General features: G+C 40.5%; 20 protein-coding genes and 4 tRNA genes. 17 read left to right on the top strand and 7 right to left on the bottom strand.

Annotation, left to right across the window (positions count from 1 at the left end; genetic code table 11):
* The first annotated feature begins 6 nt into the window (after positions 1-6).
* The 3 genes from carB (at position 7) to H5200_RS02205 (ending at position 4,926) form a co-directional block, all read left to right on the top strand.
* Complete coding sequence (gene carB, locus H5200_RS02195) at positions 7-3,225, top strand: carbamoyl-phosphate synthase large subunit (RefSeq protein ID WP_149982336.1); 3,219 nt, start codon at positions 7-9, stop codon at positions 3,223-3,225.
* 49 nt (positions 3,226-3,274) lie between these two features.
* Entirely contained in the window at positions 3,275-3,751 is a 477-nt protein-coding gene (greA, locus tag H5200_RS02200) for a transcription elongation factor GreA (RefSeq protein ID WP_145233085.1), read from the top strand.
* 128 nt (positions 3,752-3,879) lie between these two features.
* Positions 3,880-4,926, top strand: coding sequence for a S66 peptidase family protein (locus tag H5200_RS02205; RefSeq protein ID WP_182760828.1), 1,047 nt, complete (start codon positions 3,880-3,882; stop codon positions 4,924-4,926).
* A 74-nt stretch (positions 4,927-5,000) separates the two neighbouring features.
* Here the strand turns inward: H5200_RS02205 and H5200_RS02210 are convergent, their stop codons facing one another.
* The 7 genes from H5200_RS02210 to H5200_RS02240 all read right to left on the bottom strand — a co-directional run bounded on the left by H5200_RS02210 (position 5,001) and on the right by H5200_RS02240 (position 12,686).
* On the bottom strand, positions 5,001-6,512 hold the full coding sequence (locus H5200_RS02210; protein WP_182760829.1) for an OmpA family protein: 1,512 nt from the start codon (positions 6,510-6,512) through the stop codon (positions 5,001-5,003).
* A gap of 91 nt (positions 6,513-6,603) precedes the next feature.
* Positions 6,604-7,008, bottom strand: a complete 405-nt coding sequence (locus H5200_RS02215) for a hypothetical protein (RefSeq protein WP_182760830.1) — start codon at positions 7,006-7,008, stop codon at positions 6,604-6,606.
* Between the two features lies 1 nt (position 7,009).
* Complete coding sequence (locus H5200_RS02220) at positions 7,010-7,924, bottom strand: zinc dependent phospholipase C family protein (protein ID WP_182760831.1); 915 nt, start codon at positions 7,922-7,924, stop codon at positions 7,010-7,012.
* 389 nt (positions 7,925-8,313) lie between these two features.
* A complete protein-coding gene (locus H5200_RS02225; RefSeq protein ID WP_182760832.1) occupies positions 8,314-9,936 on the bottom strand; it encodes a PKD domain-containing protein in 1,623 nt (540 codons plus the stop codon).
* 457 nt (positions 9,937-10,393) lie between these two features.
* The gene (locus H5200_RS23840; RefSeq protein WP_259399162.1) at positions 10,394-11,398 is read right to left on the bottom strand and encodes a YbjQ family protein; all 1,005 of its coding nucleotides are present in this window, start codon (positions 11,396-11,398) and stop codon (positions 10,394-10,396) included.
* A 484-nt stretch (positions 11,399-11,882) separates the two neighbouring features.
* Positions 11,883-11,959: transfer RNA gene (locus H5200_RS02235), tRNA-Pro, on the bottom strand.
* Between the two features lie 106 nt (positions 11,960-12,065).
* Positions 12,066-12,686 carry an arylesterase gene (locus H5200_RS02240; RefSeq protein WP_182760833.1) on the bottom strand — a complete coding sequence of 207 codons (621 nt, stop codon included), beginning with the start codon at positions 12,684-12,686 and terminating at the stop codon, positions 12,066-12,068.
* Here H5200_RS02240 and H5200_RS02245 point away from each other — a divergent pair, their 5' ends adjacent.
* The 14 genes from H5200_RS02245 to H5200_RS02310 all read left to right on the top strand — a co-directional run bounded on the left by H5200_RS02245 (position 12,687) and on the right by H5200_RS02310 (position 24,423).
* A complete protein-coding gene (locus H5200_RS02245) occupies positions 12,687-13,400 on the top strand; it encodes an ABC transporter ATP-binding protein (protein ID WP_145233088.1) in 714 nt (237 codons plus the stop codon).
* Positions 13,390-15,891, top strand: a complete 2,502-nt coding sequence (locus H5200_RS02250; protein WP_182760834.1) for an ABC transporter permease — start codon at positions 13,390-13,392, stop codon at positions 15,889-15,891. The genes H5200_RS02245 and H5200_RS02250 overlap by 11 nt, the downstream gene beginning before the upstream one ends.
* A 121-nt stretch (positions 15,892-16,012) precedes the next feature.
* Positions 16,013-16,537 (top strand): crossover junction endodeoxyribonuclease RuvC, encoded by a 525-nt coding sequence (gene ruvC / locus H5200_RS02255; RefSeq protein WP_145233090.1) that lies wholly within the window; start codon positions 16,013-16,015, stop codon positions 16,535-16,537.
* A gap of 1 nt (position 16,538) precedes the next feature.
* A complete protein-coding gene (ruvA, locus tag H5200_RS02260) occupies positions 16,539-17,156 on the top strand; it encodes a Holliday junction branch migration protein RuvA (protein WP_145233091.1) in 618 nt (205 codons plus the stop codon).
* A gap of 7 nt (positions 17,157-17,163) precedes the next feature.
* On the top strand, positions 17,164-18,171 hold the full coding sequence (ruvB, locus tag H5200_RS02265) for a Holliday junction branch migration DNA helicase RuvB (protein ID WP_145233092.1): 1,008 nt from the start codon (positions 17,164-17,166) through the stop codon (positions 18,169-18,171).
* A gap of 947 nt (positions 18,172-19,118) precedes the next feature.
* Positions 19,119-19,823 carry a protein TolQ gene (gene tolQ, locus H5200_RS02270; RefSeq protein ID WP_149982328.1) on the top strand — a complete coding sequence of 235 codons (705 nt, stop codon included), beginning with the start codon at positions 19,119-19,121 and terminating at the stop codon, positions 19,821-19,823.
* Positions 19,810-20,244 carry a protein TolR gene (tolR, locus tag H5200_RS02275; RefSeq protein WP_149982327.1) on the top strand — a complete coding sequence of 145 codons (435 nt, stop codon included), beginning with the start codon at positions 19,810-19,812 and terminating at the stop codon, positions 20,242-20,244. The genes tolQ and tolR overlap by 14 nt, the downstream gene beginning before the upstream one ends.
* Before the next feature lies 1 nt (position 20,245).
* Complete coding sequence (gene tolA / locus H5200_RS02280) at positions 20,246-21,172, top strand: cell envelope integrity protein TolA (RefSeq protein ID WP_182760835.1); 927 nt, start codon at positions 20,246-20,248, stop codon at positions 21,170-21,172.
* Positions 21,173-21,181: 9 nt separating this feature from the next.
* On the top strand, positions 21,182-22,540 hold the full coding sequence (tolB, locus tag H5200_RS02285) for a Tol-Pal system beta propeller repeat protein TolB (protein WP_149982325.1): 1,359 nt from the start codon (positions 21,182-21,184) through the stop codon (positions 22,538-22,540).
* A 35-nt stretch (positions 22,541-22,575) separates the two neighbouring features.
* Positions 22,576-23,118, top strand: a complete 543-nt coding sequence (gene pal, locus H5200_RS02290; protein WP_149982324.1) for a peptidoglycan-associated lipoprotein Pal — start codon at positions 22,576-22,578, stop codon at positions 23,116-23,118.
* 12 nt (positions 23,119-23,130) lie between these two features.
* The gene (gene ybgF, locus H5200_RS02295; protein ID WP_149982323.1) at positions 23,131-23,874 is read left to right on the top strand and encodes a tol-pal system protein YbgF; all 744 of its coding nucleotides are present in this window, start codon (positions 23,131-23,133) and stop codon (positions 23,872-23,874) included.
* A gap of 168 nt (positions 23,875-24,042) precedes the next feature.
* Positions 24,043-24,118: transfer RNA gene (locus H5200_RS02300), tRNA-Lys, on the top strand.
* An 81-nt stretch (positions 24,119-24,199) separates the two neighbouring features.
* Positions 24,200-24,275 (top strand) — tRNA-Lys (locus H5200_RS02305).
* Between the two features lie 72 nt (positions 24,276-24,347).
* Positions 24,348-24,423: transfer RNA gene (locus H5200_RS02310), tRNA-Lys, on the top strand.

Consider the following 24,423-nt stretch of genomic DNA (forward strand, 5'->3'; position numbering starts at 1 on the left):
GTAACAATGCCAAAACGTACCGACATAAAAAGCATTCTTATCCTAGGCGCAGGCCCGATTGTAATCGGCCAAGCCTGTGAATTTGACTACTCTGGTGCTCAAGCGTGTAAAGCACTTAGAGAAGAAGGCTATCGAGTTATTTTAGTTAACTCAAACCCTGCAACAATTATGACCGATCCTGATATGGCTGATGCGACCTACATCGAGCCAATTCATTGGGAAGTGGTAGAAAAAATCATTGAAAAAGAAAAGCCAGATGCAGTGCTACCTACAATGGGTGGTCAAACCGCATTGAACTGTGCGCTAGAACTAGACAAGCACGGTGTATTGGCAAAGCATGGTGTTGAGCTAATTGGCGCAACAGCTGATGCAATCGATAAAGCAGAAAACCGCGAACGTTTCGATATCGCAATGAGAAATATCGGTTTAGAATGCCCGCGTGCTGAAATTGCGCATTCAATGGATGAAGCAAAAGACATCATCAAACGCATTGGTTTACCGTGTATTATTCGACCTTCTTTCACTATGGGCGGCACCGGCGGCGGTGTGGCGTATAACTTAGAAGAGTTTGAAGAAATTTGTGAACGCGGTTTAGACCTTTCTCCAACCAGCGAGCTATTGATTGATGAATCATTGATCGGTTGGAAAGAGTACGAAATGGAAGTTGTGCGTGACAAAAACGACAACTGCATTATCGTTTGTGCAATTGAAAACTTTGACCCAATGGGTGTTCATACTGGCGATTCAATCACCGTTGCTCCTGCGCAAACATTAACTGACAAAGAATACCAATTAATGCGTAATGCCTCTATGGCAGTACTGCGTGAAATTGGTGTTGAAACAGGTGGCTCAAACGTACAGTTTGGTGTTAATCCAGATGACGGCCGTATGGTTATTATCGAGATGAACCCACGTGTATCACGTTCATCAGCACTTGCTTCAAAAGCAACCGGTTTCCCGATTGCTAAAATCGCGGCTAAGCTAGCGGTAGGCTACACACTTGATGAGCTACAAAATGACATCACCGGTGGTAAAACACCTGCGTCGTTCGAGCCATCAATTGACTATGTAGTCACAAAAATTCCTCGCTTTAACTTTGAAAAATTTGCTGGTGCAAACGACCGTTTAACCACGCAAATGAAATCTGTAGGCGAAGTAATGGCGATTGGTCGTAACCAACAAGAGTCGTTACAAAAAGCATTACGTGGTCTGGAAGTTGGCGCAACGGGTTTCAACCCAATCGTGGCACTTGACGATCCGAAAGCGAAAGAGAAAATCATCCGTGAATTACGTGAGCCAGGCGCTGAGCGTATTTGGTATATTGCTGATGCAATGCGTCACGGCATGAGCGTTGAAGAAGTGTTTCAGTTAACCAAAGTTGACCGTTGGTACTTAGTACAGATTGAAGATATCTTAAAAGACGAAGCTAAAATTGCCGAAGTGGGCATGGCTGGCTTAAGCGCTGATTTCCTTCGTAAGTTAAAACGTAAAGGTTTTGCTGATCCTCGTATCGCTGAAATTGCCGGTGTGTCTGAAGCTGAAATTCGTAAAAAGCGTCATTTATTAAACATCGTGCCAGTATACAAGCGCGTTGATACGTGCGCTGCAGAATTTAGCTCTGATACTGCATACATGTACTCAACGTACGATGAAGAGTGTGAAGCTAACCCATCTGATCGTGATAAAATCATGGTTATTGGTGGCGGTCCTAACCGTATCGGTCAAGGTATTGAATTTGATTACTGTTGTGTTCACGCAGCCCTTGCACTACGTGAAGACGGTTACGAAACTATCATGGTTAACTGTAACCCTGAAACGGTTTCTACCGACTACGATACGTCAGACCGTTTATACTTTGAACCAATTACCCTTGAAGACGTACTTGAAATCGTACGTGTAGAAAAGCCTGTTGGTGTAATCGTGCAATACGGTGGTCAAACACCACTTAAACTTGCCCGTGAACTTGAAGCTAACGGCGTGCCAGTAATTGGTACTTCACCAGATGCGATTGACCGTGCAGAAGACCGTGAGCGTTTCCAACAACTTGTTGAGCGTTTAAACCTGCTTCAGCCGGAAAATGCTACTGTTACTTCAACTGAAGAAGCGATTTTAAAATCAGCTGAAATTGGTTTCCCACTGGTTGTACGTCCTTCGTATGTACTAGGTGGTCGCGCAATGGAAATCGTGTATGACGAGCAAGACTTACGTCGTTACATGACCGAAGCCGTATCTGCATCAAATGAAGCACCAGTACTACTTGACCGTTTCTTAGATAACGCGATTGAAGTTGACGTTGACGCAATTTGCGACGGCGAGCAAGTGATCATCGGCGGCATCATGGAACACATTGAACAAGCGGGTGTTCACTCAGGTGACTCAGCCTGTTCATTACCAGCCCATTCGTTATCACAAGAAGTGCAAGACGTAATGCGCAAGCAAGTAACTGACATGGCACTGGAGCTTGGCGTGGTTGGTTTGATGAATACACAGTTTGCTGTTAAAGATGGCAAAGTGTACTTAATCGAAGTAAACCCACGTGCAGCGCGTACGGTACCGTTCGTATCAAAAGCGACCGGTGTGGCACTTGCAAAAGTAGCGGCACGTTGTATGGCGGGTCAATCTTTAGCAAGCCAAGGCATTACTAAAGAAGTGATACCACCTTACTACAGCGTAAAAGAAGTGGTATTGCCATTTGCTAAGTTCCAAGGTGTGGATCCTATCCGTGGCCCTGAAATGCGCTCTACTGGTGAAGTAATGGGTGTCGGTGATACATTCGCCGAAGCCTTTGCAAAAGCACAATTAGGTGCAAGCAACACTTTACCACGCGGTGGCCGCGCGTTACTATCTGTGCGTAATAGCGATAAGCCACGTATTGTTGAACTAGCTAAAACCATGACAGACCTAGGTTTTGAACTAGATGCAACAGGTGGCACAGCCGCTGCACTTGAAGATGCTGGTATTGCAGTACGTCGTGTAAACAAAGTATTTGAAGGTCGCCCGCACATTCTTGATAGAATCAAAAATGGCGAGTATAGCTATATCGTTAATACTACCGAAGGTCGCCAAGCGATCGAAGATTCGAAGGTGTTACGTCGTGGTGCATTGCAACACAAAACTAACTATACAACGACCTTGAATGCGGCATTTGCTAACTGTACTGCTAACCAAGCAGACGACCGCAGCAAAGTGACGTCAGTTCAAGAACTACACCTGCGATTGAACTAAGGAAATGTGCCAAGGCCGTTTATCGGCCTTGGGATTAAGTGAGAAAAGTATGCAAACAATTCCGATGACAGTTCGTGGCGCAGATTTAATGCGCAAAGAACTTAACGAATTAAAAACAGTTACCCGTCCAAAAATTGTATCTGATATTGCAGTTGCACGTGAACATGGTGACTTAAAAGAAAACGCTGAATATCACGCAGCGCGTGAGCAACAGGGTTTTTGCGAAGGCCGTATTCAAGAAATTGAAGCTAAGCTTTCAAATGTACAAATCATTGATGTGACTAAACTACCAAATACGGGTAAAGTTATTTTTGGTACCACAGTAACAATCGTTAATGTTGAGACTGATGCTGAAGTTAAATACCAAATTGTTGGTGATGATGAAGCAAGTATTAAAGATAACCGTATTTCGGTTAATTCACCGATTGCCCGTGGTTTAATTGGTAAACAAGCAGATGATGCTGTGATCATTAAAACCCCGAAAGGCGACGTGGAATACGAAATCATTGAGGTTGAGTACATTTAATTACTTTACTCATTTTCACGTTTTTAAAAACCGATGCTTGCATCGGTTTTTTTATGCCATAAACAATCTCGACATTTCTTAATAAATTGGGTACGTTAAGCTAACGTATTGATAATTTGCAGATGTTGATGACAGCAATTACTTTTCCTGACGCATTAAAAAACGGCGATAAAATTGCCATTTGCGCATTTTCATCCGGTGTTGAGAGTATCTTTCACCCACGCCTGGAACGCGTACTTTCTGGCTTAACACGCCGCGGCTACCTAGTAGTCGAGGGTAAATGCTTAAGACAACAAAGTAGCCCAGCAAAACAACGCGCTGATGAGCTAATGGCGTTCTTACTAGATGACAGCATTGCCGCAATTATGCCGCCGTGGGGTGGTGAGCTTGCCATGGAAGTACTTCAGTATATTGATTTTAATGCGGTTAAGTCTGCCAAGCCAAAGTGGTTAGTAGGTTTTTCAGATGTGAGCACGTTTGCCTGTATGCTTACAGTGCGATGTGGTTGGGTAACACTTCATGCTGCAAATCTAATGCAATTACATCCTAACGAGAAAGACAATTACTGCTTGCAAGTTTTTGATGTTCTGGCGCTTGAGAAAAATGGCTATTTCGAACAGGTGCCTGCCAAGTATTATCAGACTAAAGTGATTGATTACGCAAAAGAGCCAGATGCATTATTTGATTATACTCAGCCGAGTCAATGGCGCTGCCTAAACTATCAAGACTCAAGGCAAGTAGAGCTGACGGGGCGGTTATTTGGTGGCTGTTTAGACTCACTTAACGTGTTACTGGCTTCTCCATATCTTGATCTGCATAACTTTAAGCAAACATATGCGCCAGAAGGTTTACTACTTTATTTAGAAAATGCAGAGCTTTCACCTACAGCAGTGGCTCGTACTTTAATGGCGTTGCGGTTAAATGGTGTGTTTGCTGATATTAACGGTATTATTCTGGGGCGTAGTGCTTTGCTTAGCTCTCCAGAGCAAACTATTGATTATTACCAAGCCCTTGAGCTTGCGTTAGGTAATTGTTTATTCCCAGTTATCATCGACGCTGATATCGGACATGTTGCACCCAATTTATGTTTAGTGAATGGTGCGTTTTGCAGTTTTAAAGCCACTATAGATAAAGGCTTAGTCTTCAATGCGAGCCTAGTGACCACTTTGAAATAGAACTTCGTACCTAATTGGTGATAAAGATGCATATTAAGGCAATGGCGTTAATATGCATTTTTCGCGATACGTAATTATTTTGAATCAGATAACCTTTCGACTAATTCAACACGTCGATTCAGCTCTCGACCTAATTCGTTTTTGTTAGTGGCTGCGGGAGCATAGGGGCCAACACCTTGAGGTATTAACCTTGTTTTAGCGATACCATAGTCAGCAATTAAAGCTTTAACGACCGCATCAGCCCGACGTTTAGAAAGGTCTAAATTATATTCTGCAGAGCCTTTATCATCTGTGTGACCAACCACATACAAACTCAATGCCTTATTTTTTTCTAAAACTTGCGCAATGACATCCAATGATTGTTTAGATTCAGGCTTTATGACCGCTTTATCGTAGTCAAATAACACCCCATAGATTGAGGCTTTACCTTTTTGCTTAAGTTGCTCTAACACTTTATCGCTATTTGTCTCTATTAACCCAGTTAATAATGGCTCGCTCCGCATCACTACAAGCTGAATACGAGAATCGCCTTCATAGTTACCGATGAAAAAAGCTACATAGGTAGTTTGGCCCTCAACAGTACTTTTCATAACTTGGTATCGAGGTTGGCGCCAGTAATTATAAGCTTGTTTTACAGCGAGCTTATCACCTAACTTTTGTAAATCCTCACGGATTAATCTATCTCTGGTGTTACCACTGCATGTATCTTTTTGACAAGAGAATACCGTTTCAAACCCTGCTTTTACTAAAGCACTTAGATAATTATGATAAATTTTTAGCGTTGACACCCTGTTTACGACATAAGTAATTTGGGTTAAGTCTCCGGTAACGTCTAGCATTGGGAGTGTCTTTGTTTTTGTATCAACAATACCAACAGGAATGCTGAATTCTTCATAATCAACCTGTTTGTAATCTTCAATATAACTACTAGGGTAGCGACTTATTAATGGATGATCTGCTGAGCCCCCTTTATCTTTACGCGGTGCCTTGGTTATCTGTTTACTATTGTGTTTGGTAAATGCGTCAAAATTGGCAGTGACAAGTCCTGATTCAATGTCTTTTATATCCACTGTGGTTAATAATACTCGCGTCGTATTTTTATACTGACCAACAAATAACGAAATAGCAGCATCGAGGGACTCATCCCCTTTTGTGGCGAAAATATAGTGAGGTTGTTGGAATTGATTACTAGGGTTAAAGTAGCTAGACTTTTCAGCTAATAATTTTCTTTGTTCACGTTTATCTCCTGAATAACAATCACTTAAAGAACATGTATAAACCACTTTAAAACCAGCATCACTTAACGCACTTTCATAATTTTTTGTTACCTTTAACGAAGCAACATTTTTTATCGTATAAGCGTAATGGCCTGTATCACCAATGAATTTTTTATACTCAAATTGTTGAGACTTTTCAGCTGTAGCAACAAACTTTGTAACAAGGCGAGTTTCTTCACCCGCTAAAATAACGGAGTTCTCCAGCTTGGCACTTGGATAGGGGGAAAGCAAAAGCTCTGCGTGTAGGTTAAATACACATATTAGGGGGGCGATACAAAATATAAGTACCTTGGTTATTTTGTTATTCATTGAAATTCCTTTTATTAATGAAGGTAAACATTGTATTTAAAAAATAAGTTGGCCTAATTAAACTTTATAAAAAAGAATAAATCGCAATTTTTTAACGCTTACAAATTTTGCTGGCGTTGATAGTAACTTTACAGGCTTGAGTGTCAGTTGATTGCCAATGCTGGATATCGGATGCCGCAGTACAGCCAGCATCTTCAATAAGTAAAATGTCATCCTCACACAGAAATAAAACGGCATTTTTATCTTGAATGAAAACTTTTAACTGATAGCCCTTAAAAGTGGTGAGTTTGTTTTTATTGCTGTTGATAGCAGTCATTAGTAATGCTTGCGGATCAGTATAGGTTTTGGTGCTGAACTTTAATGTGCCATCAACCGCGGCTGAAATATCTTTTAGTTGTGATGCAAGATCAGCCATCTTTTCTGGATCATGTGCATTAGCTAGGCTAGAGCAGCCCACAGATAAAACAATTACTAAGATTAGAGTTAAGTATTTCATTTTAAATATTCCACGCGGTTAAGTTGCCATTTTCGTCTTTACCGTTGTCTAAATTCCAATTACAAATTTGCCAGCACTCTCCATCATTAAAAATAGCATTAGCAATAATCGATATAAAATACTGTATATTTTCAACCGCTAAATTAAAAATGTCGTCGTAGTGCATTGGGCCATTTGGAGTATTAAGCTGCTCAATGTAAGTGTAATCAATCTCATCTTGGCGAGGGTAGAGTAGCCCATTGTTTGCCGCAACATGCCTTGCCCATGGGAAGAGTCGATATCCTTCTTCAGCATGATCAACAACCAGTTGAAAGCCTGAATGCCACGCATCAAAGTCAGGAGCTGCTGATTGTGTGTAATCTGGGTGGATATGCGATAAAACATGGTGCCACAGTTGTTTAATATCTTCATCAAGGCAGTTATTTTGGCTGCTACATGAGCCGATATTAAGCCGAAAGCGATCAGCAAGGCCAATTTCACCCAAGTTTAACCTTGGCCAAATGTAAGCGTCTTGATTCATTTCACAAGTGCGGTGGTCAGTTTGGTTTTGCTCATACGGGCCCACTTTAAGCTCGACCACCGGATGAATGGTGATATCAGCTGCAACATGCGACATATAACCACACAGCCAAGCAAAGCATTTCTCTTGCGCTGATCCCTCTAGATTTTTGCAATACTTTACTGCTTCTTTAATTACATCACCGGTATTGTGATAATGCATTAAATCAGCCCATTTATTTTGCTCTGAATTACCCACAGCTAAATAAGGGTAGTCAGGCGATACACAGCCTAACTCAAGGTATTTTTGATTTTGACTTAAGATCAGCTTTGTTTTGGTAGGAATATTCATTCCAATCAGGGCGTTATTCTCAGTAGCTAAGTTAGCCGCAGTAATGTGTGCAAAGGCACCTGGCATCAGTAAATCCTTCTACTTAGTAGTTTTGTTAATATATTTGCAATTGATCCAAGTTGCAATGGTTAAGTAATTAGTCAAATAGGCTTATTAGTTAGCTTTAAAATGGACTGCGTAATTTTAGTTATCAATAAACGTAACTTGAGCTTAAATCCATCGAGCTCACAGGCTACTGCCAAGCTCTAAAATGGCTATCTATTTTAGTAGGAGTTTAGTTGCCAAGAAGCGGAGACAAAACTAGCTGAGTTGGGCATAACTCAAGCATATCTTTTAGAGGAATCGGCTTATGGTGAGTGTTGACTCGTTTATTCACAGGGTAAAGGAGTTTATGATGGAGCTAAAAAAGACAGTGAGCGGGTCAGCGGCACGAGCTAAGCGTGCCGCATCAGTTGTTACTCAACGATAAATGTAATACGTTTATGACTCGAATAAGGAGCTATATCATCTTTTGCATAAACAAGCACTTGATAGTTACCTGAGGAAACTAAAGGCAATATTGCTGTATCACTTGTTTCGTTACCAATAGATGCAGCCCTGCCATTTGGCAATAATACGAGCCATGTGTAGGTAATGGGATCTGTTTCTTTGTCATAGGCGTGTGCTTTGAGTGTTAAATTACTGCCTTTGATTTTATTCCCGAACATCTCAACATCGATAATGGTCGGCGCGGAGTTATCGGGATCTTCTACTTTGATTGCGACAAACCTGTTCGTGGTGTTTTCTCCGTCAGAGGCGGCGACTTGTAAAATGTAAAAGCCAGCAACATCAAAACGAACTCTAGCGCGGCTACCTGTTTCAGCAATAATATCTGCTTGGCTATTCGCTGGCCTATTTAGCCACTTCCAGCTCAACTCTACTTGCGCGCCCTCAGGATCTTGTACTTCAGCGTAGAATAATTGCTCTGATAGGGTAAAGGTATTAAGCAATGGGCTTGGCAAGACGTTAAGTGCTGGTGGTGCATTTTGGTCGGAACTAAATGAAATTGCTATTTTACCAGCATCGCTCTGTTTCTCTGAGACCGTTATCGTTTTTACGACTGATTCCGTACGGTCACTATTTCTATCTTTGAGTGTAAAACGAACCTTGTATTCACCGGCAACATCTGGAATAAAGAAGGAGAGATACGACATAGTATAGGCTAATGTTACCTTGCTGGTAGCAGGAACACTGTCGAAGCTAAACATAGGAGTCGCAAAATTGTATTGCATGCTGTCTTTTGCATCAAGGTTAATAAACTCGTTCACTTCAGCGGTTTCAGGTGCGTCAAATGATGCTATGAGCTCTGGTCTATCATCATATACTTCTATCTGTTTAGTTACCGTTTCTGAATAGGCTTTACCATCATGTACCGTTAAGCTGATCGTGAATATGCCATAGTCTCTTCCTTCAAAACTAGCACTTTGTCCTTCAGGGTTGGTGAGAAAGAAGTCTAATGCATTGTTAGCACTGGTAACTTGCCACTTATAATAAATATTATCGCCATCAGCATCTGAGCTATTTTTTCCACTTAGTGTTACTTGCTTATTTTTACCCGCTTTTTCCTCAAAAGGAGTAATAACAGCTGTTGGGGCATGATTTTTTGGCTCAATCGGTTTATCTGAAATGCTCACTGACGCTGTAGCAATAGACTCTGTTGAACCTGACTTAATGATTAGCTGAATTTGATATGTACCAGCTATATCGGCAACAAACTCGCTCATTAGGCTGCTATTATTTGCTATTTTTGCAGAGCTATTATCAGGCTTTTCAATAATTGACCAATCCACGCTTGAAATGGCAGGAACAATGCTACTTGTTCCTACTAATCTGACCGTTGAACCGGTGTATACCGATTGGATCGGATTGATTTTAGCAGTAATGGCACCTGAGCCGGTTGAACTATCGGTAGATGTATCGCTATCGCTATCACTGAGATTATTATTTTCTACTTGTGGCTTAGTTGAACTACCTGAACCGCCGCACGCGGTTAGTGTTACCCCAAGAAATAAAGCCAATAATATTAATTTTTTATTCATTTTAATGTCCCTATACTTTATCCTGGCAAACAAAATACATGCTTTAGAATATTTAATCTAGTTAAAATTTGTTCAGCACAAAGGTCAGCTTGTGCAAATATAGAAGTTAAGTTAAAAGCCCTCAGTAAAAAGTTAAAACTGCAATTGTGCAGTCATTTTCGTGCGCGCAATTTAGGTTTAAGCGGATTAATAACTTATTAAATAGAAAAAATGAAAGTAACCTTGTAGTAAAAGATTAACTCTTAATCTAAAAAGTAAGTGTGGTGGAACAGCATTGTTTGTTCAATTAGAGTGGCTGTCTAGTTTTATAATTTCGCATTCAAGATATATAGGCTTTGCGAAAGCACCTATAGAAAATAAAAGTGTTTTAATAACAATATATTAAAGAGGTATTTTAACTTCTTTGAATAGAATTTTGATATGGCTTTTCGGGCAGTATAGAGCACATATAATATATTTAATTCTCGATAATTACAGCTGTGCCCGAAGCAACGATAAATAACATACCTGATTTACCACCGCCTGATATCTCACTGTAGTCTAGATCAATACCTATTACGGCATTAGCACCAACAGAGATAGCCTCTTTCCTGAGTTCAGTTAGTGCTGTTTGACGGGCATCTCTAAGCGTGTTTTGTATGCTGTTACTGCGACCTCCAAAAGTATCACTAAAACTTGCAAAAATATCTTTAAAAATGTTCATGCCATAAGCGCATTCGGCAGTAATAACATCAATACGTTTTGTAATATTTAAGTTTAGAGCTGTTTCGGTTGTCAGTAGTACGTCTTTTGCTTCAACTTTGTTTAGTTTACTTGCAATAGCGTGTTCTATTTTCTGTTTATCATAGTCTTGTTTGGCTTTACTGCCATTAACACCATATTTTCTGGTTAGGTGGATATCTTTAGCTTTCTCTATTGTGTTAGCTACAGACTCAGAAATTTGTGTTAAGTATTTACCATAATAGAGCACATCGTAATGGTTTTGGTTTTGCTGGGTTCTGATTCCCGCTAATCCAAATTCTTTGTTCATGAATTTAAGGTAAGGCAAAGATATTTCTATTTCATTGCTGTTTAGGTCAGCTAGGTTTGTATCGTCGAAGCCTTCTATGAAAGCATCGCATTCTTTCACACCATGATTTTTATAAATACCAGATTGACTGTAGAGCGTTGTTAAGTTGCATAAAAATTGGCCTTTATACCAAATGGCTGCAATAGCATTATGCCCGTCTTTCTTTAATGCGTATGCTAAGTCTGATGTATTATATGTGTTACCAGTTATATTATTTATTAGCTCTTTATCTTTTAAGCTCCAGTCAGGCTTAGTATTTGATGGTGTTGATTTATCACTTTTAGAAAAAACATATCTCTCCTTAGAAACTTTAATAGTAAAAAGTAGCTTGATTGTAGAATTGAACTTCAAGCATATGTTGATAGCTATACAAACATGCTTTAACTCTGCCAACCAAACATTAGCATATAAAAGGGTATAATATGACTTAATAAAGGGGAGTTATGCAAAATTCACATCGAATAGAAAACGATAAACTAATTTTTAAAGCGCTGGTGGAATTGCTCAATCAATCTAGCCGATACAAAAATCCTAGTTGTTATGCTTTAGTAAATCACCTTAATAATAAAGGTATTAAGACAAGCTGGGGGAACAATTGGACTCGGAAAAGCTTATTTAGGTATCTACAAAGAAACGGCTTTCTGGTGTGTGGGGCTTACGCAATAGCTTAGATCAATACACGAAACTAGCTAAGTTTATTTAGGGTATTTTCAGACATCGTAAAACGGGAGTTTCGTAACCAGTACGCACGAACAGCTAAATGAAGTAAGCTTTATTTCCCAGCTATAAAATGAGTAGAGTGGCTACAGATTGGCTACACGAAAGGCTTTTAAAGAAAACAACTTATATATAAATGAGGTTAAGTTGTTGAATTAAATGGTCGGTATGGAGAGATTCGAACTCTCGACCCCTGCCACCCCATGACAGTGCGCTACCAAGCTGCGCTACATACCGACGTTGCAAGCAATAGTACGTATATTTTTTCAAAAATCAATAAGCTTTTGTTTGTTTGAACATTTATTGCACGTACTGAGTGAAATAAATCATTTTATGAGGATGTTTAGTTATTTATCCAGTCATTGATCGATTTATACATCACATCTCGTAGTATAGGTTGAGCAGTTTTGTTAGGGTGTATGTTGTCGTTTTGCATCAGGCTATTATCAGCAGCGACATTCAAGATAAAAAATGGCATTAAATGGCTGTTTGTGGCACCGGCAATCTCAGCAAAGCTAGCGGTAAATAATCCGGTATAACGTGGCCCATAGTTAGGCGGGATGTGTATTACCATAATCGCTACTTTGGCATCAGCTTGTTTGCTTTTGCTCACTAAACTGGCTAGGTTTTCTTTTAGGCGTTTAATTGGAAAGCCACGCAGGCCGTCGTTACCACCAAGCTCTATAAGTACATGGCTCGGTTGAAACTCATTAAGCAGGGCGTCTAAACGACGCAGTGCGCCACCGGTGGTTTCGCCACTGATACTGGCATTGATAAGTTGGATCGGCGCTTGCTCGTTGTCGTACTTATCTTGTAACAGTTTAACCCAGCCTTGCTCTTGTTTTAAGCCGTAGGCGGCGCTTAAACTATCACCTAAAATTAAAATTGTGTTGTCAGCTGCCGCACTAAGTGGTTTGATTACTAATAGTAAAACGAAAATAAAACGTAGGATTGAATACATCATATGTCAGCGCTATCTCAATTAAATATCATTCAGGTTAAAGGTCTTTCTAAAACGGTTAATACCCTTGAAGGGGATTTGCCCATCCTCAGTGACATCACCTTTAATGTCAAGTCTGGAGACTCAGTTGCTGTAGTTGGTACCTCAGGTTCAGGTAAATCAACTTTATTAAGTTTGCTCGCAGGGCTTGACCAATCGACTCAGGGATCAATTTATTTAGATGGTGAGCCGCTGCATGAACTTGATGAAGAAGCGCGTGCGGCATTAAGAGCTGCAAAAGTCGGTTTTGTATTTCAATCATTTATGTTGGTACAGAGTTTAACAGCACTTGAGAATGTGATGTTACCGGCAGAGCTTGCTGGTGAAAAAAATGCCAAGCAACAAGCACTCGATCTTCTGGAAAAAGTAGGTTTAAGTCATCGTATTGAGCATTATCCGTCGCAATTGTCTGGTGGTGAGCAGCAGCGTGTAGCGATTGCTCGCGCATTTATTGGCACACCAAAGATTTTATTCGCCGATGAGCCATCAGCAAATCTTGATAGCAAAAATGGTAAGTTAATTGAGTCACTGTTATTCGAGCTTAATCAGCTTCATGGCACGACGTTGATTTTAGTCACACATGATGAGGCGTTAGCAGCAAAGTGTCAGCATGTGTTACAAATTGAAGCGGGTCAATTAGTTAAAAATACCAATGAGGCTGTGGCGAATGTGGGTTAAATTAGCATTAAAATTATTTAGCCGTGAATTTCGCCGTGGTGAACTCACGGTGATTTGTGCGGCCATAGCGTTGGCGGTATTGACGGTTTTAACGCTTTCTATGGTGACTGATCGCATAGGGCAAAGCATAGCGCAAAAAAGCAGTGCCTTTATTGCCGCTGATCGCGTGCTGGCAAGCAACCATGAATTACCGGGTGAATATTTAACAACAGCAAGCGAATACAACTTACAAACCGCACAACTCACTTACTTTGATACTATGTTGTTTGCTAATGACGAAATGCAATTAAGCTCAGTAAAGGTGGTGTCGGAGCATTATCCACTTAAGGGCGAACTAAAAGTTAAAAGCAGTTTAACCGGAGAGGTTGAAGTGGCCACGCAAGGGCCAACTGTTGGTAATGTGTGGTTTAGTGAATCGGTATTTTATGCACTAAATGTAAAAGTAGGTGATACGGTTGAGCTAGGCGCTGCGCAATTTAATATTGAAAAAGTATTGGTGGAAGAGCCAGATGCGCCATTTAATATTTTTTCAAGTAGTCGTCGTGTGTTGTTAAATAACCAAGATGTAGACAAAACTGAAGTGATCCAGCCGGGCAGCCGTGTTTTTTACCGCCAGTTGTATGCAGGGGATGAGAGTAACCTTACTGACTTTTATAGCTGGCTAAAACCACAAATGAAAGAAAACCAGCAATGGTATGGTGTTAAAGACAGACAGTCGCCGATTGCAAATAGCTTAAACCGCGCTGAAAGCTTTTTATTATTAGCGGGGTTATTGGGCATTATTTTAGCGGCGGTGGCGATTGCCGTGTCTGCAAAGCGTTATTGCGAACGCCAATATGACCCAGTTGCGATGATGAAAACCTTAGGTGGTAGCCGATCGACAATTCGCAAAATTTACTTACTGCATTTATCACTGGTGTGTGCTTTGTCGGTCATACTTGGCTTAGCCATTGGCTATGGTTTACAAGAGATAGCCACTAGTTATTTAGCTAAATCAATGAACAATACTCTTCCTGCAGCGGGTATAAAACCGTGGTTTGTGGCGATTAGTACTGGCGTTATCTGTGCCGTGATGTTTTCAATCAAGCCGTTATTAGATTTATTTGATATTCCACCGCTTAGGGTATTACGCCGTAACTTAGGCGATAAGCTACTAGTAAGTAAAGTGCATTTAGCGATGTCGGGCTTAACAGTCTTTTTATTAATGTGGTTGTTTAGTAATAACCTTAAAATTACCGCTATTTTGTTTGTCTCTACTTTAATTTTGATTGCAATACTGTTTGTATTATCTCGGTTAATTTTTGGCAGCGGACGTAAACTAGGATTGCGCCCGGGGAATAGTTGGTCATTAGCGATTGCTTCGTTGCAAAAACGTGCCAATGCTAATGCGGTACAGTTGATCAGTTTTTCGTTGGCAATAAAGCTATTGTTATTTTTAGTGGTGCTGAAAAACGATATGATCGCAGATTGGCAATCGCAACTTCCAAGCGACGCGCCGAATGCTTTTTTAGTAAATATAACCGAAACTGAATTGCCAGACGTAACAAGCTTTTTAGAGCAAAAAAATATTCAAGTATCTGAGTTCTATCCGACTATTCGTGGTCGCGTAAACGCTGTTAATGGTGAATTAGTTGCTCGCGAAGTCTCATTGCAAGACAACGAGAAGAAAGACGAAGAAGCACGCGCAGGTATTGGCCGTGAACTAAATCTTACATGGTTAGAGCAAGTCCCTGTGCAAAATGAGATCATAGACGGGCAGTGGTTTGCCGACAATGCCACCGCTGAAGCATCGATCGAAGAATCTATGCTAGAGCGTTTAGATGTGAAACTGGGTGATACGCTAACATTTTTGATTGGCGCCCAGTCATTTGATGCCAAAATCACCAGTGTTCGTAAAGTTAATTGGGCTACTTTAAAGCCTAATTTCTTTATTATATTAAGTCCTGATGTACTGGGTGATTTTCCTGCGACGTATATTTCATCGGTGCGTATCGAAGCCGATCAAAAACGCGACTTTAGTGAGCTACTACGTGCCTACCCGACAATCAACGCCATCGACGTTGACAGCTTTGTCAAACAAATACGTTCTACTATTTCGCAAGTATCGCTGGCAATTGGATTTGTACTGGCGATAGTGGTGATGTGTGGTGGCTTAGTTTTAATTTCGCAAGTGCAAGCAAGCCTTGGTGAACGGATGCAGGAAATTGTCATATTGCGTACCTTAGGCGCCAAAGGGCGGCTAATAAAAAATGCCACTTTATATGAGTTTTTATTGCTGGGCAGCGCTGCTGGTTTTGTCGCTGCGTTGGTCAGTGATGTGGCTTTATTAATAGTGCAACGTGAGATGTTTGACTTAGCAGGTAAGCTGCACCCGCATATTTGGCTTATTGGACCATTAGTGGGTGGTGTGTTTGTGGCATCACTAGGCTACTTTATGATAGCTAGAACCATGCGTAAAAATACCCAAGGGTTACTACGCTCTTTAGCCTAAAAGGTTAGCAATTAAACAAGCCCGTTTTTACGGGCTTTTTTATGCCAATAATGCACTGGTAATTTATACAGTGCTCTGGCATTATTAGCGTACTTAACTATTTACACTGATTGGGCAAGTATTGGCTATTATTTTAGGGATTGATCCTGGCTCACGATTAACCGGTTATGGGGTGATTGCCCATCAAGGTGCTAAATTTACTTATTTAGGCAGCGGTTGTATAAAACTGGCCGATCACGAGTTTCCTATTCGATTAAAAATGATTTATCAAGGGATCAGTCAACTAATCGAACAATTCTCTCCCGATCATTTTGCCATTGAAAAAGTATTTATGGCGCATAATCCTGATTCAGCTCTTAAATTAGGCCAAGCCAGAGGGGCTGCAATTGTTGGTGCGGCAATGGCTGAGTTACCGGTGTTTGAATACTCGGCGCGGCAAATTAAACAAGCGGTGGTAGGGCACGGTGGTGCCGATAAATCGCAAGTGCAGCATATGGTTAAAAATATTTTAAAATTGCCAGGCACACCGCAAGCGGATGCAGCCGATGCATTAGCCATTGCGATATGCCATGCTCATTCCGATCAAAATTTAATAAAACTAGCGGGCAGTGCCAGTAAAACCGTTAGAGGACGATTAAGGAAATAACATGATAGGTCGCTTAAATGGCATCTTAGTAGAAAAACAACCGCCAGAAATTTTGCTTGAAGTAAGCGGTGTTGGTTACGAAGTTAACATGCCGATGACGTGTTTTTATGATTTACCAAACATTGGCGAAAATGCCATTGTGTATACTCATTTTGTAGTAAGAGAAGACGCCCAGTTATTATTTGGCTTTAATAATAAAATTGAGCGAGCATTATTTAGAGAGCTATTAAAAGCCAATGGCGTTGGGCCAAAGCTCGGACTAGCAATACTTTCAGGGATGTCGGCTAAGCAATTTGTTAGCTGTGTGAATAACGAAGATGCCACCAGTTTAGTGAAACTGCCAGGTGTAGGTAAAAAAACCGCAGAGCGCCTGGTACTTGAAATGAAAGACCGATTAAAAGATTGGGGTAATGACTTATTCACGCCATTTAGTGATAATGCAGTTATAGAGCCCGCATCTGACGCACTTATTGCTAATAATGCGGCAGATGATGCAATCTCTGCGTTAGTGTCATTAGGTTATAAATTGGCGCAAGCACAAAAAACAGTAAAATCAGTGGCCAAGCCTGGTATGTCTACAGAGGTTCTGATCAAAGAATCTCTAAAATCAATGTTGTGAGTAAACCATGATTGAAGCGGATCGTTTAATAGATGCGACTGAACAAAGTAATGAAGATGTAGTCGATCGCGCGATTAGACCAAAACTATTAGCCGATTATACTGGTCAGCCCCATGTTAAACAGCAAATGGAAATATTTATAGAAGCTGCACGTAGTCGGGGTGAAGCGCTTGATCATTTATTAATATTTGGTCCGCCGGGTTTGGGTAAAACCACACTAGCAAACATTGTTGCCAATGAGCTGAATGTCAGTATTAAAACAACCTCGGGTCCAGTGCTTGAAAAAGCCGGTGATTTAGCCGCACTACTGACCAATTTAGAAGAAGGCGATGTACTTTTTATTGATGAAATACATAGGCTAAGCCCGCAAGTTGAAGAAATACTCTATCCTGCAATGGAAGATTATCAACTCGATTTAATGATTGGTGAAGGGCCCGCAGCTCGTTCCATTAAGCTCGATTTACCCGCTTTTACCTTAATTGGTGCTACCACTCGCGCAGGCTCGTTAACCTCACCACTTAGAGACCGTTTTGGTATTGTGCAGCGTTTAGAGTTTTATTCGGTGGCAGATTTATCGACTATAGTGGGGCGCTCTGCTCATTATTTAAATTTAGCCATGTGTGATGAAGGCGCCATTGAAATTGCTAAACGCTCTCGTGGTACGCCACGTATCGCCAATCGATTATTACGCCGGGTACGAGATTACACGCAAGTTAAATCAGACGGTACTGTAAATGCCGAAGTGGCAGAGCTGGCACTTAATATGATTGATGTCGATAAAAGCGGCTTTGATTATATGGACCGTAAATATTTACTCGCGATCATTGAAAAGTTTATGGGGGGGCCGGTAGGGTTAGACAACTTAGCCGCCGCCATCGGTGAAGAAAAAGAAACCATTGAAGATGTGATCGAGCCTTACCTCATCCAGCAAGGATTTATCCAACGTACGCCAAGAGGGCGTATTGTGTCTGATAACGCCTATCATCACTTTGGCTTATTACCCAAACAAGAATAAAGTACATTTATTGTAGCTGTATGCGTGCGTATGGCTGCAAACCCACCTCATACATCTTCTATACTGTTCTTTTAGCCACTATTCAAATGTCTATTTTGCTGTGTTTAAGTTAATCGCGTGATTAGCATATTACTTAAAGTTTAGATTATTTAGTTATTTGGGCTAATGCAATTCACATACTGTTAAGTTTGTAAACGATATTGTATGCGCCATAGCGAGGTAGTGCTGTGCGTGATTTGCAGGCAAAAAAAAGCCCGCATAAAATGCGGGCAAACAACAAGTTGAAGGAAGTAATCTAAGTAACACTGCTTAAATTCATCAAGTTTTATCAAGAAGACTTTAAGCGTAGCAATACGAAAAATCAGAATCATATTGCAAAGAACTGGGCTGAATGAAGTATTCATTGCTGCGCTAGCTCGGTATGGGAGAATAATACGCAATAGTTGGTTTTTGTTCAAACTAGAAAAATTTAATTTTCAGATAAAAAAAACTAATAGCAAGATTTTTATGAGCGCTTTATTTTTGTTCATAAAATTCACGGTCGTATATTAATCTATTGAATTTGTGATGTTTTATTTGTTTGAATGATTTTTTTATAGATTAGTTAAACTGTTGCAATGACTATGCTTATAGTCAATTATGCTTGTTTATTCATTAAGAGTGAATAAAGAGGGTGTTTTACACAGTTTTTGTTTATAAATAAGCACCCCAGCATGTATTTACCTCGGCAGTACAATCTTAAATTGTTGCGTCAAGATTGCCGAACAAGGCTATAAAACTGGAGTCAGCCTGCTCTTCAACGTTTTTTGTTGCTAATTCACAGCAATAGCGTTGTCAGTACTGAGCTGAATAGATACACTAGTTGCAACTTTTGGCCATTTTTTCGGTCATATACCTAGCGTATAATGAAATGTTATTTATACAAGAAATCTTATTAGGAGTTTAATGTGGGTTCAGGGCTTAATTTTTTAGATTTAATTCTAGAAGCAAGTTTTCTTGTGCAATTAGTTATGCTGGCATTATTAGCTATGTCAGTGATGTCATGGGCAATTATTTTTCAGCGTAAAAAAGCAATTTCGGATGCATTATCCAATACTAAGCGATTTGAGCAAAAATTTTGGTCAGGCATTGATTTAAGTAAACTCTACAATGAGATCTCATCGCGTAGCGGTAGCTCAACTGGTGTTGAAGCATTATTTATAGCAGGCTTTAAAGAGTTTGCTCGCCATAAGAAAAACTCTTTTCAAAGTGCTAGCATTGTAATGGAAGGGACGCATCGTTCAATGCGAGTTGCGTTATCTCGCGAAATCGAAAAATTAGAATCAAGTTTATCGTTTTTAGCAACAGTGGGGTCTATCAGTCCTTACATTGGTTTGTTTGGTACTGTATGGGGCATTATGAATGCTTTTATCGCGTTAGGCGAAGTTAAGCAAGCAACCTTACAAATGGTTGCCCCAGGTATAGCTGAAGCGCTTATTGCAACAGCTATGGGTTTATTCGCTGCTATTCCAGCGGTTATTGCATACAACCGTTTTGCTAATAGAGTTGAAAAGCTAGAATCTAACTACATTAACTTTATGGAAGAGTTTGCAAATATTTTACACCGTCAAGCAGCTACCCAAATAGAGGCAAAAGCGAATGTATCAGCGTAAGAAGCGTCGTCCTGTTGCAGAGATAAACGTAGTTCCTTACATTGATGTAATGCTGGTGCTACTGATTATTTTTATGGCCACTGCGCCTTTGATCACTCATGGCGTTAAAGTTGATTTGCCAAAAATGGAAGAATCAGATTTAGTTGATACTAAAGATACGCCCCCGATCATTGCTTCAATTGATGCACAAGGTAAGTACTATGTCAGTATCGGTACAGATCCAGAAGAACCGATGGAAGCATTAGATGTTGCCGCTGTTATCAAGTTGCAACTGATGAAAAACCCAGAAACCCCAGTGATGATCAAAGGCTCAGGTAAAGTATCGTATCAAGAAGTATTATTATTGATGGATTTCTTAAAAAATGCCGGTGTACCTTCAGTTGGATTAATGACTGAATCGTTTGAAGGGAATAAAAGCTAATATGGGTCCTTCAGTATTAAAATCAGTGTTATTGCACCTCGCTATAGTTGGCGTTTTGATTGGAACCGCGAGTTTTCATACTTCACCGCCTACAGTAATGGAAGTTACCTTGAACAAGGCTATGCCTGATGCCGAAAATGCTGTTTCAGCGGTGACTGTTGACCAGAAAATGGTTGAACAAAAAATTGCTGAGTTGAAACGCAAAGAAGATGATAAAAAACGTGCTGAAGATAAACGCATTCGTGATTTAGAGCGTCGAGCATCTGATGCACGTAAACAGCGTGAATCTGAAGACCGCCGGATCAAAAAGCTAGAGCAAGAGCGTCGCGCGAAAGAGAAAGAAACCGCACAAGCCCAAGCTCAAGCTAAAAAAGCGCGTGAAATAGAGCAAAAAGAACGTGAAAAAGCGCAGCAGGCTGAAAAGCAAAAAGAACAAGCTGAACTTGCTGCTAAAGCTGCTGCTGAAAAACGTAAACAAGAAGAAGAGGCTTTAAAGAAAGCTGAAGACGACCGTAAACGCGAAGAGTTAGCCGCTAAAAAACGTGCAGAAGCTGCTGAAGAGGCACGTCAAAAAGCGTTACAAGAGCAAATGCTGCAAGAGCAACTGGCTACAGAGCAAGCTGCACGTAATAAAATACGTCAGCAACAGGTAGGCACTGAGGTTGATAAATATAAAGCATTAATTATGGCGCGTATTCAGCAAAATTTATTAATTGATGAAAAGATGAAAAATCAACAATGCCGTGTGAATATTCGCTTAGGTTTTAATGGTCTGGTCACACAAGTTACATCTTTAGGTGGTGATAAGTTAGTATGTGAAGCGGCGCTTAGAGCTGTTCGTATGGCTGATACACTGCCAGTTTCTAAAGATAAAGATGTGTTTGAGCAATTAAAAAATATTAACTTAACAATTAAGCCACAATTTTAAAGGAATGGTATGTTCAACAAGTTGAAAACAGTTTGTTTAATTTTCGTTTTAGGCTTTACCAGTGTTGCAAATGCGGCACTTGAAATAGTCATAACCGAAGGCATTGATGGCGCGCGGCCTATTGCGATCGTGCCATTTAAGTATAAAGGTGTGGGGCCAATTCCACAAAAGCTCAGTGATGTGATTGCTGCGGATTTAATGCGTAGCGGTAAATTTAAACCCATTGACGTTAATGCCATGCCACAGTTACCTAGTAAAGACGCAGACGTAGACTATGGCGCTTGGGTAAATAAAGGTGTTGAAGCGATTTTAGTTGGTGAAGTCGAACAACAAACTGATGGCCGTTACTTAGTACGCTATGAGCTTATTGATGTTATCCGAGGCCAAATCACTGGCGGTGAAACGCAAATGATGAGTAACGGAAAACTCATTAAAAACCAAGATCATATTCAAGAAGCACGCGAAAGTGTGATCAGTGATACCGGTTTTAGACGTTATGCACACCGCATCAGTGATGTTATTTATGAAAAACTCACCGGTGAGCGCGGCGCATTTTTAACTAAAATTGCTTATGTGATTGTACGTGATGATGAACCAAAGCCTTACCAGTTAGTAGTTGCAGATTATGATGGTTTCAATGAGCAGGTTTTATTACGCTCGCAAGAGCCGCTTATGTCACCAGCATGGTCACCAGATGGCACTAAACTAGCGTATGTAACCTTTGAAAATCGTCAAAGCCAAATTTATATCCAAGATTTATACACTGGTAAGCGTGAACTCATAACAAGTCACCAAGGTATTAATGGTGCGCCACAATTCTCACCCGATGGTAAAAAACTACTATTGGTGCTATCAAAAGACAGAAACGGCGCTACAGAAGTGTATATGCTAGACTTAGCAACGCGTAAAGAAACCCGATTGACTAACCACCGTAGTATAGATACTGAACCGTCTTGGCATCCGAATGGTCAAGATATAGTGTTTACTTCTGAAAGGGGTGGTAATGCTCAGATTTATAAGTTAAATTTACAAACAGGTAGGTCACAACGAATGACCTTTGATGGTGATATGAATCTAGCTGGTTCTATTACCCCTGACGGCAAAGAATTAGTGATGGTTAACCGTACCAACGGGCAGTACCATCTTGCTAAGAAAGAGCTGGCTACAGGCGCATTTCAAGTGTTAACACGAACGCGCCTAGATGAGTCACCGAGCGTAGCACCAAATGGTTCGATGATCATCTATAGCACGCTACATAATAATAAGCAGGTACTAGCGCTAGTATCAATGGACGGTCGCTTTAAAGCACGGTTACCTGTGCTAAATGGACAAGTAAAGGCACCCGCGTGGTCGCCTTATTTACAGTAATTTTTGCTGGTTTACTCAATATAGGAATCTACTCAATGCAACTTAATAAAATACTTAAAGGCCTGCTAATTGCTGTGCCAGTTATGACACTAGCAGCTTGTAGCTCATCTTCGGATATCGATGAAGGTGCAGCTAATCAATCAAATCAAGCGACTGTTGAGCAAACAACTGATAATGACACTGTCGAAGTTGCGACATTAACGCCAGAGCAGCAAGCACAAGAAGAACTTCGTCAGAAGTATGACGAATTGCGTCAAGAACAAGTGATTTACTTTGGTTTTGATACTGCGACTATTCAAGGTCAGTATGGCGAATTACTTCGTGCACATGCTGAGTTTTTAGTTAAAAACCCATCTGTTAAAGTATTAATTGAAGGTCATGCTGATGAGCGTGGCACTCCTGAGTACAATATTGCACTGGGTGAGCACCGTGGCCAAGCAGTTGAAAAATACCTACAAAGTTTAGGTGTTTCTGCAAGCCAAATGTCAGTAGTGAGCTACGGTGAAGAAAAGCCGATGGTTAAATCACGTACTGAATCTGCTTTCGCTAAAAACCGCCGCGCGGTACTAGTTTACTAAATTAGAGACATTATGAAGCCGAAAATTATTTTGGCAGCCATGATATTGAGCGGGAGCACCCATGTTTGGGCTGCTCCCGCTCCTGTTTCAGAAGCTGCGAGTTCACAATCGAGTATAGAAAAACGCCTTGCTGCCCTTGAAAGTATGATGCAGTCGAGAAATTTATTACAAGTTGAGTTACAGCAACAGTTAAATAGACTGCAAGATGAAGTGAGCCAGGTTCGCGGGATCACTGAAGAGCAGACCTATAAGCTTGAAAAAGTACTGCAACGTCAACGTGAGCTGTATCAAGAAATTGAAAATCGCGTTAGCCAAGCTTACTCGCAACCTAGTGCAGAGCAACACGCAGAGCCTGTTGCATCGCAAGCTATTAGTTCTGATCTGTCTGAGAATGAGGCATACGAGCGTGCAGTGGCATTAATCATGAAGGACAAGCGCTATGATCAGGCAATTCCAGAGTTTCAAACGTTTTTAACAACGTATCCAAATTCTGTGTATGCGTCTAACGCTCATTATTGGTTAGGACAATTATTAACAATTAAAAATGATCCAGTAAAAGCATCGGAACATTTTAAAGTTGTTGTAAATGAATTTCCAAATTCAAATAAGCGTCCAGATGCCATGTTAAAGCTTGGTACTTTATTACAAGAGCAAGGTTTAGCCGAACAAGCGTCAAAAACCTTTAATGATTTACTTAACCAATACCCAAGTACAACTGCTGCAAAATTGGCCACTGATCGCCTTTCAAAAATGTAGAATCAGTTTGATTAGACTGCTTTTTGTCATAAGCGGTCTAAAATTGGTCAACTAGACATAAAAACTTAAAAAAAGAGACATTTTCTGTTGCACTCATTTTTTAAATAAGTATTATAAGCGCCCGCAGCAAACGAATGGTTCAACCACTCGAATTGCGACAAAAAGAGCGGGTCATTAGCTCAGTTGGTAGAGCAGTGGACTTTTAATCCATTGGTCGATGGTTCAAGTCCATCATGACCCACCATTCATTATTTAATAATAGAATGGTCTTTATCGGCGGATTTACGTATTAATGTTTTGTTGCATTTTGTTGCAGCAGCAGAGCGGGTCATTAGCTCAGTTGGTAGAGCAGTGGACTTTTAATCCATTGGTCGATGGTTCAAGTCCATCATGACCCACCATTCTTTATTCGTTGAATAGTAGAGTGGTTTATAATCGGCGGATCTACGCAGCGTGCTTAGGCACATCAGAGCGGGTCATTAGCTCAGTTGGTAGAGCAGTGGACTTTTAATCCATTGGTCGATGGTTCAAGTCCATCATGACCCACCA

The organism is Pseudoalteromonas sp. SG43-7, assembly GCF_014164295.1.
Taxonomy (GTDB): domain Bacteria; phylum Pseudomonadota; class Gammaproteobacteria; order Enterobacterales; family Alteromonadaceae; genus Pseudoalteromonas; species Pseudoalteromonas rhizosphaerae.

Coding starts and splice junctions, on each gene's coding strand:
- carB (WP_149982336.1), top strand. CDS start 7: ATGCCAAAACGTACCGACATAAAAAGCATTCTTATCCTAGGCGCAGGC.
- greA (WP_145233085.1), top strand. CDS start 3,275: ATGCAAACAATTCCGATGACAGTTCGTGGCGCAGATTTAATGCGCAAA.
- H5200_RS02205 (WP_182760828.1), top strand. CDS start 3,880: ATGACAGCAATTACTTTTCCTGACGCATTAAAAAACGGCGATAAAATT.
- H5200_RS02210 (WP_182760829.1), bottom strand. CDS start 6,512: ATGAATAACAAAATAACCAAGGTACTTATATTTTGTATCGCCCCCCTA.
- H5200_RS02215 (WP_182760830.1), bottom strand. CDS start 7,008: ATGAAATACTTAACTCTAATCTTAGTAATTGTTTTATCTGTGGGCTGC.
- H5200_RS02220 (WP_182760831.1), bottom strand. CDS start 7,924: ATGCCAGGTGCCTTTGCACACATTACTGCGGCTAACTTAGCTACTGAG.
- H5200_RS02225 (WP_182760832.1), bottom strand. CDS start 9,936: ATGAATAAAAAATTAATATTATTGGCTTTATTTCTTGGGGTAACACTA.
- H5200_RS02240 (WP_182760833.1), bottom strand. CDS start 12,686: ATGATGTATTCAATCCTACGTTTTATTTTCGTTTTACTATTAGTAATC.
- H5200_RS02245 (WP_145233088.1), top strand. CDS start 12,687: ATGTCAGCGCTATCTCAATTAAATATCATTCAGGTTAAAGGTCTTTCT.
- H5200_RS02250 (WP_182760834.1), top strand. CDS start 13,390: ATGTGGGTTAAATTAGCATTAAAATTATTTAGCCGTGAATTTCGCCGT.
- ruvA (WP_145233091.1), top strand. CDS start 16,539: ATGATAGGTCGCTTAAATGGCATCTTAGTAGAAAAACAACCGCCAGAA.
- ruvB (WP_145233092.1), top strand. CDS start 17,164: ATGATTGAAGCGGATCGTTTAATAGATGCGACTGAACAAAGTAATGAA.
- tolR (WP_149982327.1), top strand. CDS start 19,810: ATGTATCAGCGTAAGAAGCGTCGTCCTGTTGCAGAGATAAACGTAGTT.
- tolA (WP_182760835.1), top strand. CDS start 20,246: ATGGGTCCTTCAGTATTAAAATCAGTGTTATTGCACCTCGCTATAGTT.
- tolB (WP_149982325.1), top strand. CDS start 21,182: ATGTTCAACAAGTTGAAAACAGTTTGTTTAATTTTCGTTTTAGGCTTT.
- pal (WP_149982324.1), top strand. CDS start 22,576: ATGCAACTTAATAAAATACTTAAAGGCCTGCTAATTGCTGTGCCAGTT.
- ybgF (WP_149982323.1), top strand. CDS start 23,131: ATGAAGCCGAAAATTATTTTGGCAGCCATGATATTGAGCGGGAGCACC.